Here is a 13,331-nt window from a genome sequence, read left to right on the forward strand (position 1 = left end):
AGAAAAGTTCAGGGCGCCGCCGGCTCCAAAGGGCTGCTGGCAGCATCGCGGTCGTCCATGCTGGGGTGGAGACCCGGTCCGGCTGTCGACCGCCCACTCCCTCGGAGGCCACCATGACCCAGCAGCCCGAAGAGCCGACCACGCCCACCCAGCCGCCACCCCGCGAGATCCCGCCCGGCTGGTACCCGGACCCCGAGGGCAAGCCGCAGTCGCGCTACTGGGACGGCGACTCGTGGACCGACCAGGTGGGTCCACAGCTCCCGCCGGCCCAGCCCCTCCAGCCCGTGCAGGCCGCACCATCGCTGGCCGCCGCCTTCGTTCCGGTGGCCCTGGACACGGAGGGTCGCCCGGTGAGCGACCGGTCCAGGCTCGCGGCGGCGCTGCTCTGCTTCTTCGTCGGGGTCTTCGGCGTCCACCGCTTCTACGTCGGCAAGATCGGAACCGGCGTCCTGCAGCTCGTGACCTTCGGTGGGCTGGGCATCTGGTCCCTCGTCGACCTCGTCGTCATCCTCGTGGGCACCTTCCGCGACAAGCAGGACCGGTTGCTCATCAACTGGTGACGCGGATTTGCCCGCGTAGGAACGGGTTTGCTCTAGGTAGTTGGACTCAGGCCGGCGACGAGGCGTATTTCTCGCGGCCCCGCTCCTTCTGAGGTCTCGACCGTCCTACCTCAAGGAGCAACCGCCATGTCCCAGCTCGTCATCGACCACCCGGCCACGACCGGCCTGCGCGAGTTCGCGACCCGAACCGCCACGGCCGCCGTCGACCGGCTCCAGGCGTTTCTCGTCGCCCACAGCCTGCAGGTCCTGCGGATCTGCCTCGGGCTGGTCTTCCTCGGCTTCGGCGTCATCAAGTTCGTGCCGGGTCTCAGCCCGGCCGAGGCCATCGCCTCGGCGACCTTCGACCGGCTCACCTTCGGGCTCGTCTCCGGTCACGCGGCCGTGCTGCTGACGGCCGTCACCGAGACCGTCATCGGCCTGACGCTCGTCACCGGCAAGTTCCTGCGCGTCGGGATCGTCGTGCTCGGCGGCGCCCTCATCGGCATCATGTCGCCCCTCGCCCTCTTCACGGCCGAGCTCTTCCCGCACGGCCCGACCCTGATGGGCCAGTACGTCCTCAAGGACATCGTCCTGGCCGCGTCGGCCCTCGTCGTCGCCGCCTACGCCCTCGGCGCCCGGCTGCACCCCGGCTCGGACGACTGACGAAAGACCTTCCGGCGGGGGACCGCTGGGTGCACCCTGACAGGGACGGGGCACCCAGCGGTCGGCCGGTCACTCCACGTCCCGACCGAGACAGAGAAGGAGTCGGCTGATGTCCGCGCTGACCACGACGGCCGTTCTGCCCGCTGTGCCCGTTCTGCCCGCTGTGCCCGCTCTGCCCGCACTGCCTGCACTGCCTGCGCTTCCTGCCGTGTCAGGCTCGGACGCCGCGCCACGTCCGCACCTCGTCGACGCACCGTCGGACTACCGGCCCCACACCCGGGGCCGCCGTGGCGGCACGCACCGCTTCCCGGCCGCGACTTACCTGTGCCGCAGCGTCGCTCGCGAGGAGCGTGCCCTGGCCCAGGAGGCGCTGGCCGCGAGTGACCGGTCGGCCTCGCGCCGCATCGGCGGACTCGGCGGCGCCGTCGCGCTGCTCTTCGCCGCCATCCTCTTCCTGCTCGCGACCGGGCGTGGTGACACCCGGTCCGGTGTCGTCGCGCTCGTCACCCTGGGCGCCCTGACGGTCGCCACCATCGTCGCGCTCGTCGTGGTCCTCCGCAGCCAGGAGCGCGAGCACGACATCCTCGCCGAGCGGGTCCGCATGTACGACGCGCGCCTGCTCGACCTTCGTCCGCGGCGCTGACCGGCCCCCCGACATACTGGCGGCATGACCGAACACGTGACGATCACGACCGACGCCGGCGAGATGCCCGCGCACCTCTGGCTCCCCCCGACCGGCCACGGACCGGGCATCGTCGTGCTCCAGGAGATCTTCGGTGTCAGCGACTACATCCAGCGGCGCGGCGCCCAGCTCGCCGAGCTCGGTTACGTCGTCGTCGCGCCGGAGATCTTCTGGCGCCTCGGGGTCGTCTCGCCGGTCGAGGGCGACGACGCGCTCCAGCAGGGCGTCGCGCTCGTGCAGCGCCTCGACTGGGACGCCGCCGTCCGCGACGCCGCCGCGAGCGTGAAGTGGCTCCGTGACCGTGACGAGGTCACGGCAGGGGTCGGCACCGTCGGCTTCTGCTTCGGCGGGGGCCTCGGCTTCGCCGTCGCGGCGCACCTCGAGTCGGGGGACGCCGGAGACACCACACCCCTCGACGCGCTCGTCAGCTACTACGGCTCCGCGCTGCCGGACCTGCACGAGACCCTGACCGTGACCGCCCCGAGCCTGCACCACTTCGGGCTGGCCGACTCCTTCATCGACACCGAGACCGTGCGGCGGATCGAGGCCTCCGTGACCCAGCAGCCCGCCACCGTCTTCGAGACGTATGCCGGCGCCGACCACGCCTTCGACAACGACGACATGCCCTGGCACGACCCGAGCTCCTCGACCCTCGCCTGGTCGAGCACCGTCGGCTTCCTCCGGGAGCGCCTGCCGGTCTCGTGAGCCGGTCCCGGGCCCGCGACGCGCCCGGGCACCGGGTGGGCGCGGGGTGCATCGGGTATGGCCCACAGGGCTGCTCCTGCAGCGCCGACCAGTCACGAACGAGGAGTGCCCGTGGAGCTGCACCAGCTCGAGGCGGTGGCCCCCGGGCTCGCCGCACGGATCGCGGGTGCCGACCCGGGGCACGCCCGGGTCTTCGCCTTCCGCGTCGCCCGCCTCGCGTGCGCCGTGACGGGGGTCCACGACGCCACCGCCCTCGAGGTCGCCCGGGGTGGCCTGGAGCGCTATCCGGAGGTGGCCGAGCTCGTCCAGCTGTGGAATCTCGAGCGCGACCTCGACGCCGCCTGCGAGAGCCAGCTCGAGGGCGCCCCGGTCCCGCCCTCCCTCGATCAGCTGCAGCTGACCTCCGAGTGCGTCGAGGCCCGAGCCGTCGCGGCAGTCATCGCCGCCCTCACCCCTGACGCCCGCGAGGCGGCTCGAGGCGCGACCTACGAGGCCCTCGCGGCCGGGTGCGACGGCAGGGCGCTCGAGGCCCTCGCCGACGGGCTCTTCTGACTCAGACCGAGTCGCGCACACCCGGTTCGCGCACACCCGAGTTGAGCACACCCGAGTTGAGCACACCCGCGTCAGGCGCATCGGAGTCGGTGTGCGGGTCGGGGCGACGTGCACGACGGCTGAGCCGGCGCGACCAGCGGTAGGCGGGCTCCCGCACGGCCACGACCCAGGCCGGCGCGGTGGTGCCCTCGAGCTCGTCGACGATCGGGTCGAACCGCATCGTGGCGTCGAAGCGCTCCTCCCGCAGCTGGAGCAGGCCCACGGCGTCCCAGGCACCGCGGTCGACGGCGATGGCCAGCTCGAACTCCTGCGGGACCGTCGCGTCGTCGACCGGACGCAGGAGCAGCGCGACCGAGCGGCCCCCCGCTCTCGTGGGCAGGAGCGTCGTCAGCGGACGACCGGCGGCCCGTCGCACCGGCCGCAGGACGTGCCGGCTGACGTGCCCGGTGCCCGTCGTCGCGAAGAGCAGGTCCGCCGGGCGACCCAGGGCGCCGGCCCCGGGCAGACGCAGGGCCAGACCGCCGATGTCCCACCACCCGTCGGGTGTGCCGACCGCTCGCGACACCCGGGCGGTGCACGGGTGGACGCCCCGCTCCCTGAGGACCGGGACCCCGAGGTCGGGCTTCGGCACGTCGATGCGCAGCTGGGCGCCCCACGTGCGACCCGCCGCGTGGAGCGGCTTGCGTCCGGTCATCAGGGCGACGAGACCGAGTCCCGCCGCGAGCGCGACCCCGGCCACCCGTGCGGGCGGGGTGGGCATGCGCGGCGGCGCCGGACGCGGAGTGGAGGTGGCGGTCACCCCCTCCACCTACCCAGCGCGGGAGCGAAATGTCATGGCGGGCGGGAGGTCGGCGGGATCGGCCTTCGGCCAGGCGGACGGGTCGGGTCCGAGAGCGTCCAGCTCGGCCACCTGCTCGCGGCACCACGTCGACACCGAGCGCCGCCCGGAGAGGACGTCCGCGGCGAACGCCTCCCACGCCACCCAGCGGACCTCCTCGACCTCGGCGGGGTCGGGGAAGGGCTCAGGCACCACCCCGGGGACCCGTCCGGCGAGGACGGGGCACAGCTCCCACTCGACGGTGCCGTCCATCTCGGCCCGGTAGGAGAAGCGCGGCAGCACGAGACGCAGGTCGCGCACGTCGAGACCCAGCTCGTCCCGGGCCCGTCGGAGCACCGCGTCCTCGACGGCCTCGCCCGGTGCCGGGTGCCCGCACGCCGAGTTGGTCCAGATGCCGGGGAACGTGGCCTTGGAGCGGGCGCGCCGCGTCACGAGCAGCGACCCGCGGTCGTCGAAGAGGTAGACGGAGAAGGCGAGGTGGAGCGGGGTGTCGGCGTGGTGGACCGTCGCCTTGGGCGCGGTGCCGGTGGCGTGACCGTCGGCAGACACGAGGACGACGAGCTCCTCGGGCCCGGTCGTCGTCATCGGCCCGGCCTCGCGAGCTCGTTGACGGCGCTCCGGAAGACCGGCGGGAGCGTGGCGGCGGCCGGGACGAGCAGCCGACGGGTCCACGCCGGACGCGTGACCTGGACGAGCCCGTGGGTCAGGAGCGAGTAGCGCCGGGTGGCGGCACGCCACGACCGCTCGTAGGACTGCGGGTCGTCCGCGGCAATGGCCGCGACCGCCGCGCGAGCGTGGGCGAGACCGAGCGAGATGCCCTCCCCCGTCAGGGCGTCGACGTAGCCGCTCGCGTCACCGGCGAGCAGGACCCGTCCGGCGACGCGGTGCGTCGTCCGTTGCCGCAGCGGTCCCGCGCCGCGCACCGACGTGGCAACGGGTGCCCCGTCCAGCCGCTCACGCAGCTGCGGGAACTCGGCCAGGCTCTCCGACAACGGGATCCGCCGCTTGCTCAGCACGGCGACGCCGACGAGGTCGTCGGCCACGGGCGTCACGTAGGCCTCCCCGTGGGCGGCCCAGTGCACCTCGACGTGGTCGCTCCACGGGCGTATGCCGTAGTGCTGGCGCAGTCCGTAGCGGCGCAGCGGACGGGTGTCGGCTGCATGGTCGCGGTCGAGCCCGAGGGACGTGCGCGTCGGCGAGTGCAGCCCGTCGGCGGCGACCACCCAGGGAGCGGTCAGAGTCGGGCCGGCGCCGGACGGTCCGACGGTGCGCACCGTCACGGCACCGTCGTCCTGGGTCACCTCGGCCCCGCCGAACGGCACCACCTCGACTCCGGTGTCGGCCACGGCCCGGGTCAGGGCGTCGTGCAGGGTCGTGCGCCGGACACCGCGCCCCGGCCCCACGGTGAAGTCGGCCTCGACCTGGCGCCCCCGGGCGACGTAGCGGATGCCGCGCAGGCCGTGGCCGGGCGGGTCGACCCCGAGGTCGGTGAGCGCCACGAGGCCCCCGGGCATCAGCCCCTCGCCGCACGCCTTGTCGATCGTCCCGATCCGCGGCTCGAGGACGACGGGAGACAGACCCGAGCGGACGGCATACAACACCGTGGCCAGCCCGACGGGCCCTCCGCCGATGACGACCACGTCGGCGCTCACCGAGCGGCCTTGGTGGGCGCGCCTGCGGGAGAGGCGATCTCGCGCAGCGCGGCGTTCTCGCACCGGATGCGCACGGTGAGCAGGGCCGCGTTGGCGACGGTGAACACCAGGGCCGTCATCCAGGCGCTGTGCACGAGCGGCAGGGCGAAGCCCTCGACGACGACGGCGACGTAGTTGGGGTGCGGGATCAGGCCGTAGGGGCCTCGGCGCACGAGCGGGAGGCCGGGGACGACTATGACGCGGGTGTTCCACTGGTTGCCGAGGGTGGTGATGCACCACCACCGCAGCGCCTGGCTCGCGACGACGAGCGCGAGCATGACCCAGCCGAGCGTCGGGACGAAGGGCCGGTCGGCGACCCAGACCTCTGCGACCGCGCCGACCAGCAGGCCGGTGTGGAGCGCGACCATGACGGGGTAGTGCGACTGGCCGCGCTCGATCCCGCCGCGCGAGAACGCCCACGCTGCATGGCGTTTCGAGACGACGAGCTCGGCAAGACGCTCGAGCCCGACGAGCACCACGAGCCCGGTGAAGAGCCACTGCGACGTCATCGGCGCCTCAGTCGGCCGCGCGGAGCAGGACGAGCTCGAGGCAGAAGCCGGGGCCCATCGCCATGAGGACGCCCCACGTCCCGGGCTCGGGAGTGTGGTCGGCGAGGGTGTCGGCGAGGACGTGGAGCACCGAGGCCGAGCTGAGGTTGCCGATCCGGTCGAGGGAGCGCCACGTGACGCCGAGCGCCTCGCGGTCGACCTCGAGGGCCTCCTGCATGGCGTCGAGCACCTTCGGGCCGCCGGGGTGGGCGACCCACCAGCCGATGTCGGCCCGCGTCAGCCCCTGGTCGGCGAGGAAGCGGTCGACGTCGTCGCGGACGTTCGCGCGCACGAGGTCGGGCACCTCGGCGCCGAGGACGATGCGCAGTCCGGTGGCACCGACGTCCCAGCCCATGGCCCGCTCGGTCTCGGGGTAGAGGCGGCTGCGCGTGGCGACGACGCGCGGCTGGCCGGACGCCAGGGCGGCGGCACGGTTCGCGCCGACCATGACGACGGCGGCCGCGCCGTCGCCGAAGAGACCGCTCGCGACGAGGTTGGCCACCGACCGGTCGTCGCGCTGGACCGTGAGGCTGCACAGCTCGACGGACAGCAGGACGGCGATGTCGTCGGGGTGGCCGAGGAGGTAGTCGTGGACCCGCGCGACCCCCGCGGCGCCGGCCACGCAACCGAGCCCGACGAGCGGGACGCGCTTGACGTCGTCGCGCAGCCCGATCTCGGCCGCCACGCGGGCCTCGATCGACGGGACGGCGAGACCCGTGATCGTCGTCGACACGATGAGATCGACGTCCCGCGGAGTGAGACCGGCTGCCGCGAGCACCTTGGTGACGGCGTGCGAGCCGAGCTCGGTCGCGACGCGGATGAACTCGTCGTTGGCCTCACCGAAACCCTCGAGCTCCCAGTAGCGCTCGAGCGGCAGCGCGAGATGTCGCTGGCTGACCCCCGCGTTGGCGTGGAACCGCTCGAGCAGGGCCCGGTCGGGCCCGACGGAGCCGAGCACGTCGGCGAAGGCCGCCGTCACGTCGGCCTGCGCGTAGCTGTGCTCGGGCAGGACGCCGCGGACGGCCGCTAGGTGGCTCACCGACCCAGCCTAAGCGGAGGCGGTCGCGCGGGTGTCGCTCATGCTCGGACCACGAGGGCGACGACGTTGGCGAGCGCGATCCCGACCGCCGCCACGAAGGGCAGGCGCCCCCGCGCGACGACGGCCACGACCGCGAGCACCGCGCAGACCGCGAGCAGCAGCACGCCCTCCGCGTCGATGCCGGGGCCGTAGGCCGCCACGGCCGTCCCGGCGAGCAGCACCCCGGGCGCCAGCCACCGGACGAGCGTGGCACCCAGCCGCTGCGGCAGGCCGCGGACCCCGGTGGCCTCGTCGTCGGCGAGGTCGGGCAGGGCGTTGAGCAGGTGCGCGCCGACCCCGAGGAGCGCGCCCGTCACCATGACCCACGCGGGCGGCCACACGGGGACGGGCAGCGCGAGCGTCACGACGGCCGGCAGCGACCCGAAGGCGACGGCATACGGCAGCGGGGAGAGCACCGACCGCTTGGTCCAGAGGTTGTGCACCCACCCCGACGTCACCCCGAGCAGGAGGTGGACGAGGCCGGACGCCCACCCGCATGCGAGGGACAGCACGACGCAGGCCGCGAGGGCGACCGCCGTGGCGGCACGGACGACGCGCTCGGAGACGTCACCGGCCGCGATCGGCTTGTCAGCGCGGCCGACCGCCCGGTCGCGGGCGGCGTCGATGAGGTCGTTGCTCCAGCCGATCGACAGCTGGCCGGCGAGGACGGCGGACGTCACGAGCAGGCCGCGCCCGAGGGTGTGGCCGGCGGAGCAGGCGAGCAGGGCGGTGAGCACCGTGACCGCGAGGGTGGGGCCCGGGTGGCAGGCCAGGGCCAGCCCCCGCATCGTCGCACCTCGGCTGACCGGCACGCGCCTGAGCCTACGGCGGCGAATCGCGCTTTCCTGCCAGCCCGGGCCGCCCGGGTCTAGCCTGAAAGGGCCGGTGTGAGGGGCCTGCGCCGGATTCGCGGAGACGATGCGGTCGGGGTTGCCGATGCGTGAGTACCCCTACGCGTTCCACGTCGCCCTCGACGGGAACGGTCTGAACGGGCTCGAGGGCCGGGCCGGCGTGTGCCTCTTCCGCTACGACCCCGGCACCGGCGACCACTCCTACAAGGTCAGCTACTTCACGGGCGCCTCGGGCGGCCACGCCCCGAGCGTCGACCCGAGCCGACGAATCGGCTTCCTGGGCAACACCGGTCAGCATCTCCTCTTCTACGACCTGGCCACCCTCGAGGAGGTCGACCGCGTCTCGACGCTGCGCTTCGAGGTGCCCGACACGACGATCAAGGGCAGCACGCACCTCGTCTGGCTCGACGACACGCAGTTCGTCACGGCCATCGGCGAGCACCTGTGGAGGTTCGACGTCAACCGCCTCACCAAGGCGGAGGTCGTCGCTCCCCACGGGCTCAAGGTGCCGCACGCGATGAAGCAGACCGCGTCGGGGCGCTACATCGTCTACGGCGGCATGGACCACCCCGTTCGTGGGGAGGCCCGCGAGGTCGGCATCCTCGACACCCTGTCGGGTGAGGTCCGCACCGTGCTGCTGCCGACGACCTGCTGGCACGTCGTGTGCCACCCCGTGCTCGACGTCTTCTACGCGATCTCCTTCCGGGTGCACCCGGCCGACCGGACCGACTACGAGCACTGGGGCATGGCGTGGCTGCGGCAGTACGCCTTCGAGATCGACGCCGAGCACGGCCAGGTGCTGCGCCACTGGGTGGCCGACCGCGACGTGCCGGCCCACGTCAACTCCGACGTGACGATCTCAGACACCGAGCTCATCTTCTGCACCGGCGGCAGCCACACGGTCGTCCTCGTCGACCTCGAGACGATGACCCGGCACCGGATCGTCGACGAGCACCCGGGGAGCCTCGAGTCGTGGGCCTACCCGCGGCAGTCGCTGACGACGGTCGGCGAGAGCCTCATGCGGGCCAACGTGCTGAGCAACGCGAACCTCTTCGCCGAGTCGTTCCGGGTGAGCCGCGGGTCGCTCATCGACGGCATCTACGCCTGCCAGCTGTCGGCCGACCAGACCCTGCTCTTCACGGCCAACCGCGGCCAGAACCACGTCACCGTCTACGACTACCCCTCGCTGACCGTCCGCGACCGCGTCGTCATGCCGGAGCTCGGCGAGATCGACGGGAGTCTCTCGGACTGGGCCGACCCCCGCCTCGGCTTCCACCACTCCTACCTCGTCAGCCCCGACCCCGACCCCGAGCCCCACCCACCGTCTGGAGAGCACTGATGGCCGACTACAGCATCAACACGAACCTCAGCGGCGCGGTCAACGGCGACGTGACGGCGGACGTGACGAGCACCCTGGCCGGGCTCGACGCCATGAACCTCACCCTCGCGGGCGGAACGACGACGACGCTGGCGGGTGAGAACACGGTCAACACCGACTCGAAGGTCGCCCTCGCCCCGGTCACGACGTCGTCGAAGGTCGACTCGACGTCGTCGGTCGAGACGACGTCCAAGGTCGACTCGGCCTCGGTCATCGACCTCCGGCCTGTGGCGCTCGACTCGTGCGTACGCCTCGAGCTGGCCCCGCCCCCGGCGACCGAGGTGTGCACGCCCTACGAGCAGCAGTGGAGCTGGTCGGTCCTCGGGCTCGAGCTCTTCGCCGTCACCGTGCGCGGCAGCACGTCGACCCACGTGCGACCGGCCCGCACCGACCCCGTCGTCATCGAGCTCTGAGGCCACCATGCCGACGCCACGACGCAAGGCCGCGACGAGCAGACGGAACCAGCCGGCGGCCCCGGCCGAGGACGCCATCGTGCTCAGCGGGCCCCCGGGCCGGCTCACCACCACGGTGACGGTCGAGAACACGTCGGGCGCCCGGCTCGTCGTCCGCCAACCCACGCTGCACCTCGACGGACTCTCGGTGACGGGGTCGGCGACGGCGATCATCGCGACCGGCGCCACGGCGTCGGTTCCCGTCACCGTGCCCCTCGCCGCGTCCACCCCGCCGGGTCGACACGAGGCCGAGATGGAGCTCGGCGGAGTGCGCCGCCCTGTCGTCGTCACCGTCGTGGAGCACCTGTCGCTCGAGCTGAGCCCCAGCCGTGTCCTCGCGGCGCCGGGGCGTCAGGACGTGACCCTGGTCGTCAGCAACTCGGGCAACGTGCGTATGCCGCTTGCCTCGCGGACGATGGCCCGCACCGACGACGGGGGACCGGACCCGGGCCCCGACGTCGCCCTCGTGCTCGACGCACCAGCCGTCGTCGAGCCCGGACAGACCCTCACGCTCGAGGCCCGGCTCGAGGTCCCGGAAGAGCTCGAACCCGCCCGCCGGCACATCGCGACCATTCCTGTCGGCACCGCCGACCTGCAGGTCATCATCCTTCCCCGAGACGCAACGGAGACGACGTCATGAGCACGACCACCCCCGACCTGTTCACGTCGCTGCGCACCGGCTGGACCGATGCCGTGCAGCAGTGGATGGACTCCTCCCAGACCCTGTGGGACGACCTCGCCGCGTCCTTCACCACCGCCGGCACGCCGGGAGCCGGTATGCCGTGGGCAGGCACCCGGACGACGCGTCCCGCACGCGACCGGCACGACCGCCACCACCACCACCACGACCACCACGACCACCACGAGGGCGACCACCACTGCGACCACGAGGACCACCACCACCACGACCATGACCACCGTCATGACCACGGCTGCGGTTGCGGGGAGTCCTCCTGCGGCTGTCACGGTGCTTGCGACTGCTGCGAGCCCGACGCCGACGTCGTCGTGCACACCCGCGTCGGCGAGCGCCGGATCCTTCCGCTCAACCTGCACAACCCGTGGCGGCGTGAGCGGGACGTCAATCTCGAGGTCGGGCCGTGGCACGTCTGCTGCGGAGACGGCGTCACCGTCGTCGCTGTGCTCGAGGAGGAGCAGCTGACCCTGCAGCCGTGCGAGGACCGAGTCGTCCGGCTCGTCGTCGGGGTCACCCCCACAGCCGACAACGGCACGGGCGACACGGGCGGCACCGGCGATGTGCCTGGCACCCAGGAGGGGCCGGGCCGGGTCCAACTGCCCCATGACGTCGCAGCCTGCTCGAGCGCCTACGCCGACGTCCGGTTCGAGGGAGCCGCCCGGCCGCTCCGCGTCGCCGTCGTGGTGAGCCCGGCCGGGTGCGACCCGGTCGAGGTCGGCTCCGACTGCGGCTGCTGCTCCTGAGGAGGCGAGAGATGGCGACGAACCCGAGGAACCAGGACGAGACCCTCGCCCGCATCACCGAGCTGGCCCGCGAGGCCATGGCAGCCCAGGCGAGCTTCGCGCGTCAGTCGATCGAGATCGGCCGCGCCACGCTGTCCTCCGAGGTCGACGCGACGACGGCCGGGCGGGCGTGGTTCGACGCCGTCAGCCGTGAGGGCGCCCGCTACTGGAAGGAGGTCGGCGCGCTGGGCCTCGACGTCGCCGGGAGCCTCGTCGCCATCAGCAGCCGGAGCATGGCCCGGGTCATCAGTGACACCCGGGCGGCCTCACGCACGCACACCGGCCGACCGTCCTCCGGCACCTCGAGTGGCACCGCGACCGGCACCTCGACCGGCGCGCCCACTGGCAGCGCGTCCGGTGCCGCCACCGAGGGCATCGTCCTCTCGGCGGCATCCAGCGACGAGCCCGCACCGGCCACCGGAGAGCCGGAGGTCCGCCGGGCCGCCGTCACGCTCCACGGCCGCCCGGGCGAGACGGCGACCGGCACGGTCACGCTGGCCAACTCCCATCACAGGGCTCGCCGTGTGCTCCTGTCGGCAGGTCGGCTGCAGCCCGACACGGGGCGTCACGTCAGCCTCGAGCTGCGGCTCGACCCCGACGGGGTCACCATCCCCGCCGGTGCCGACCACGACGTGCAGCTCGAGGTGGACCTGGCGCCGGAGGTCGTGCGGACCGGCGAACGCTACGTCGGCATCATCGAGGTGACGGGCGGCGTCGAGGCGGTGCTGGACGTGGCGGTCGTCGTCGAGGAGTGACCGGCGCGGACGCAGTGTCGCCGTCCCCTCCGGACGGGTCCGGCACCGCTCTCGGCTGGAGCGGTCGGGCGGCCCGCACCTCGGGCCGCAGACGGAGCGACTCCCGCACGACGCGTGGGAGGTCCGGACTGACGGCCAGCCAGCCGAGGGAGGCCGCCACGGCCTCGCGGGCCGGGCGGGCGGCATACCCCAGCGCGCGAGCGGGGTCCGAGGAGTACCAGTAGTGCCGACCCACCGTCGTCGCCTCCTCCCGGGTCGACAGCGGCGTCGTCGACGTCACGCTGGCCCAGGCCTCCGCGGCCGCCGAGGCCAGCCACGCGACGCCGGGCGACAGCTCGGCCACGGGCTGCGGGATGCCGGCGAGGTCGGCGACGAGGGCGTGCAGGGTGCGCCACGTGACGTTGTCGCCGCCGAGGAGGTAGCGCTCGCCGGGCTCGCCGTGCTCGAGGAGGGTGACGTGCCCGGCCCCGGCGTCGCGCGCGTCGACGACGTTGCAGCCGCCCGGGAAGGTGCTGCGGGTGGGGTCGAGCAGGTAGCGCAGCACGATGGCGTTGCTCGGGCCGAGCCGGTCGAAGGGTCCCCCGAGCACGACGGTCGGCAGGGCCAGCACGACGTCCAGCCCGGTGCGGGCGGCCACGTCGAGGGCCTCGCGCTCCTGGCGCACCTTGCTCGCGTAGTACGCCGGGACGGGCTCGCTGCCGAGGTGGTCGCGCTCGGTGCGCTCCACCGGCAGGAGGCCGGAGCCGCACGTCACGGACGAGCTCGTCACGACGGCTCGGGTGGCTCCGGCGTCCGCCGCCGCCTCGAGGACGAGTCGCGTCCCGGTGACGTTGACGTCGGTGAGTTCCGTGACCGTCGAGGGGGCGTAGGAGTAGACCGCGGCGCAGTGGATCACGGCGTCGATGCCGCCCGCGCCGCCGAGGGCGCGAGCGAGAGACGTCGCATCGGTCAGCTCCGCACCGAGCCGCCGGACCGCACCGAGTGCCGCGAGCCGGTCGGGCAGGCTGCGCCCGAGCCGCGTCACGGCCGTCACCTCGTGCCCCGCGGCGAGCGCAGCAGCGGCGACGTGGTGGCCGACGAGCCCGGTGGCGCCGGTGACGGCGACCCTCATCGCGAGGTCACC

At 73.4% G+C, this 13,331-nt stretch carries 17 protein-coding genes; 10 read left to right on the plus strand and 7 right to left on the minus strand.

The genetic code is table 11. The features are described 5' to 3' along the window. Nucleotides 1-113: 113 nt before the first annotated feature. The 5 genes from AB4030_RS02680 to AB4030_RS02700 all read left to right on the plus strand — a co-directional run bounded on the left by AB4030_RS02680 (nucleotide 114) and on the right by AB4030_RS02700 (nucleotide 3,141). Nucleotides 114-560, plus strand: coding sequence for an NINE protein (locus AB4030_RS02680; RefSeq protein ID WP_442277628.1), 447 nt, complete (start codon nucleotides 114-116; stop codon nucleotides 558-560). 126 nt (nucleotides 561-686) lie between these two features. After that, nucleotides 687-1,202, plus strand: coding sequence for a DoxX family membrane protein (locus AB4030_RS02685; RefSeq protein WP_442277629.1), 516 nt, complete (start codon nucleotides 687-689; stop codon nucleotides 1,200-1,202). A 109-nt stretch (nucleotides 1,203-1,311) separates the two neighbouring features. Then, nucleotides 1,312-1,845 carry a hypothetical protein gene (locus AB4030_RS02690; RefSeq protein ID WP_442277630.1) on the plus strand — a complete coding sequence of 178 codons (534 nt, stop codon included), beginning with the start codon at nucleotides 1,312-1,314 and terminating at the stop codon, nucleotides 1,843-1,845. Nucleotides 1,846-1,869: 24 nt separating this feature from the next. Next, on the plus strand, nucleotides 1,870-2,589 hold the full coding sequence (locus AB4030_RS02695) for a dienelactone hydrolase family protein (RefSeq protein ID WP_442277631.1): 720 nt from the start codon (nucleotides 1,870-1,872) through the stop codon (nucleotides 2,587-2,589). 111 nt (nucleotides 2,590-2,700) lie between these two features. Then, nucleotides 2,701-3,141 carry a hypothetical protein gene (locus tag AB4030_RS02700; RefSeq protein ID WP_442277632.1) on the plus strand — a complete coding sequence of 147 codons (441 nt, stop codon included), beginning with the start codon at nucleotides 2,701-2,703 and terminating at the stop codon, nucleotides 3,139-3,141. A 1-nt stretch (nucleotide 3,142) separates the two neighbouring features. Here AB4030_RS02700 and AB4030_RS02705 read toward each other — a convergent pair whose 3' ends face one another. The 6 genes from AB4030_RS02705 to AB4030_RS02730 are packed head-to-tail and all read right to left on the minus strand — an operon-like array spanning nucleotide 3,143 to nucleotide 8,108. Beyond that, nucleotides 3,143-3,940, minus strand: coding sequence for a phosphodiesterase (locus AB4030_RS02705; RefSeq protein WP_442277633.1), 798 nt, complete (start codon nucleotides 3,938-3,940; stop codon nucleotides 3,143-3,145). Between the two features lie 9 nt (nucleotides 3,941-3,949). Next, complete coding sequence (idi, locus tag AB4030_RS02710; protein WP_442277634.1) at nucleotides 3,950-4,564, minus strand: isopentenyl-diphosphate Delta-isomerase; 615 nt, start codon at nucleotides 4,562-4,564, stop codon at nucleotides 3,950-3,952. Continuing rightward, on the minus strand, nucleotides 4,561-5,631 hold the full coding sequence (locus tag AB4030_RS02715) for an NAD(P)/FAD-dependent oxidoreductase (protein ID WP_442277635.1): 1,071 nt from the start codon (nucleotides 5,629-5,631) through the stop codon (nucleotides 4,561-4,563). The genes idi and AB4030_RS02715 overlap by 4 nt, the downstream gene beginning before the upstream one ends. Then, nucleotides 5,628-6,179 carry an isoprenylcysteine carboxyl methyltransferase family protein gene (locus AB4030_RS02720; protein WP_442277636.1) on the minus strand — a complete coding sequence of 184 codons (552 nt, stop codon included), beginning with the start codon at nucleotides 6,177-6,179 and terminating at the stop codon, nucleotides 5,628-5,630. The genes AB4030_RS02715 and AB4030_RS02720 overlap by 4 nt, the downstream gene beginning before the upstream one ends. A 7-nt stretch (nucleotides 6,180-6,186) precedes the next feature. After that, a complete protein-coding gene (locus tag AB4030_RS02725) occupies nucleotides 6,187-7,257 on the minus strand; it encodes a type III polyketide synthase (protein ID WP_442277637.1) in 1,071 nt (356 codons plus the stop codon). A 38-nt stretch (nucleotides 7,258-7,295) separates the two neighbouring features. Beyond that, entirely contained in the window at nucleotides 7,296-8,108 is an 813-nt protein-coding gene (locus AB4030_RS02730) for a UbiA family prenyltransferase (RefSeq protein ID WP_442277638.1), read from the minus strand. Nucleotides 8,109-8,232: 124 nt separating this feature from the next. On the opposite strand from AB4030_RS02730, the gene AB4030_RS02735 reads away from it, so the two are divergent. The 5 genes from AB4030_RS02735 to AB4030_RS02755 are packed head-to-tail and all read left to right on the plus strand — an operon-like array spanning nucleotide 8,233 to nucleotide 12,208. Then, nucleotides 8,233-9,486, plus strand: coding sequence for a hypothetical protein (locus AB4030_RS02735; protein WP_442277639.1), 1,254 nt, complete (start codon nucleotides 8,233-8,235; stop codon nucleotides 9,484-9,486). Then, complete coding sequence (locus AB4030_RS02740; protein WP_442277640.1) at nucleotides 9,486-9,938, plus strand: hypothetical protein; 453 nt, start codon at nucleotides 9,486-9,488, stop codon at nucleotides 9,936-9,938. The genes AB4030_RS02735 and AB4030_RS02740 overlap by 1 nt, the downstream gene beginning before the upstream one ends. A 7-nt stretch (nucleotides 9,939-9,945) precedes the next feature. Then, on the plus strand, nucleotides 9,946-10,617 hold the full coding sequence (locus AB4030_RS02745; RefSeq protein ID WP_442277641.1) for a hypothetical protein: 672 nt from the start codon (nucleotides 9,946-9,948) through the stop codon (nucleotides 10,615-10,617). After that, on the plus strand, nucleotides 10,614-11,414 hold the full coding sequence (locus AB4030_RS02750; RefSeq protein ID WP_442277642.1) for a hypothetical protein: 801 nt from the start codon (nucleotides 10,614-10,616) through the stop codon (nucleotides 11,412-11,414). Before AB4030_RS02745 ends, AB4030_RS02750 begins: the two co-directional genes overlap by 4 nt. Before the next feature lie 11 nt (nucleotides 11,415-11,425). Continuing rightward, nucleotides 11,426-12,208: a hypothetical protein gene (locus AB4030_RS02755; protein WP_442277643.1), complete on the plus strand. Its 783-nt coding sequence runs from the start codon at nucleotides 11,426-11,428 to the stop codon at nucleotides 12,206-12,208. Here the strand turns inward: AB4030_RS02755 and AB4030_RS02760 are convergent. Next, entirely contained in the window at nucleotides 12,147-13,319 is a 1,173-nt protein-coding gene (locus AB4030_RS02760) for an NAD-dependent epimerase/dehydratase family protein (protein ID WP_442277644.1), read from the minus strand. The two genes, AB4030_RS02755 and AB4030_RS02760, sit on opposite strands and share 62 nt — an antisense overlap. Nucleotides 13,320-13,331: the final 12 nt, after the last annotated feature.

The sequence above is a fragment of the Terrabacter sp. 2YAF2 genome, from assembly GCF_052114705.1.
Lineage (GTDB): Bacteria > Actinomycetota > Actinomycetes > Actinomycetales > Dermatophilaceae > Terrabacter.

What these genes read in the sequence shown, in the direction of transcription:
- AB4030_RS02760 (WP_442277644.1), bottom strand. Translation starts at nt 13,319, where the DNA reads ATGAGGGTCGCCGTCACCGGCGCCACCGGGCTCGTCGGCCACCACGTC.
- AB4030_RS02745 (WP_442277641.1), top strand. Translation starts at nt 9,946, where the DNA reads ATGCCGACGCCACGACGCAAGGCCGCGACGAGCAGACGGAACCAGCCG.
- AB4030_RS02750 (WP_442277642.1), top strand. Translation starts at nt 10,614, where the DNA reads ATGAGCACGACCACCCCCGACCTGTTCACGTCGCTGCGCACCGGCTGG.
- AB4030_RS02740 (WP_442277640.1), top strand. Translation starts at nt 9,486, where the DNA reads ATGGCCGACTACAGCATCAACACGAACCTCAGCGGCGCGGTCAACGGC.
- AB4030_RS02695 (WP_442277631.1), top strand. Translation starts at nt 1,870, where the DNA reads ATGACCGAACACGTGACGATCACGACCGACGCCGGCGAGATGCCCGCG.
- AB4030_RS02735 (WP_442277639.1), top strand. Translation starts at nt 8,233, where the DNA reads ATGCGTGAGTACCCCTACGCGTTCCACGTCGCCCTCGACGGGAACGGT.
- AB4030_RS02690 (WP_442277630.1), top strand. Translation starts at nt 1,312, where the DNA reads ATGTCCGCGCTGACCACGACGGCCGTTCTGCCCGCTGTGCCCGTTCTG.
- AB4030_RS02755 (WP_442277643.1), top strand. Translation starts at nt 11,426, where the DNA reads ATGGCGACGAACCCGAGGAACCAGGACGAGACCCTCGCCCGCATCACC.
- AB4030_RS02685 (WP_442277629.1), top strand. Translation starts at nt 687, where the DNA reads ATGTCCCAGCTCGTCATCGACCACCCGGCCACGACCGGCCTGCGCGAG.
- AB4030_RS02680 (WP_442277628.1), top strand. Translation starts at nt 114, where the DNA reads ATGACCCAGCAGCCCGAAGAGCCGACCACGCCCACCCAGCCGCCACCC.
- idi (WP_442277634.1), bottom strand. Translation starts at nt 4,564, where the DNA reads ATGACGACGACCGGGCCCGAGGAGCTCGTCGTCCTCGTGTCTGCCGAC.
- AB4030_RS02720 (WP_442277636.1), bottom strand. Translation starts at nt 6,179, where the DNA reads ATGACGTCGCAGTGGCTCTTCACCGGGCTCGTGGTGCTCGTCGGGCTC.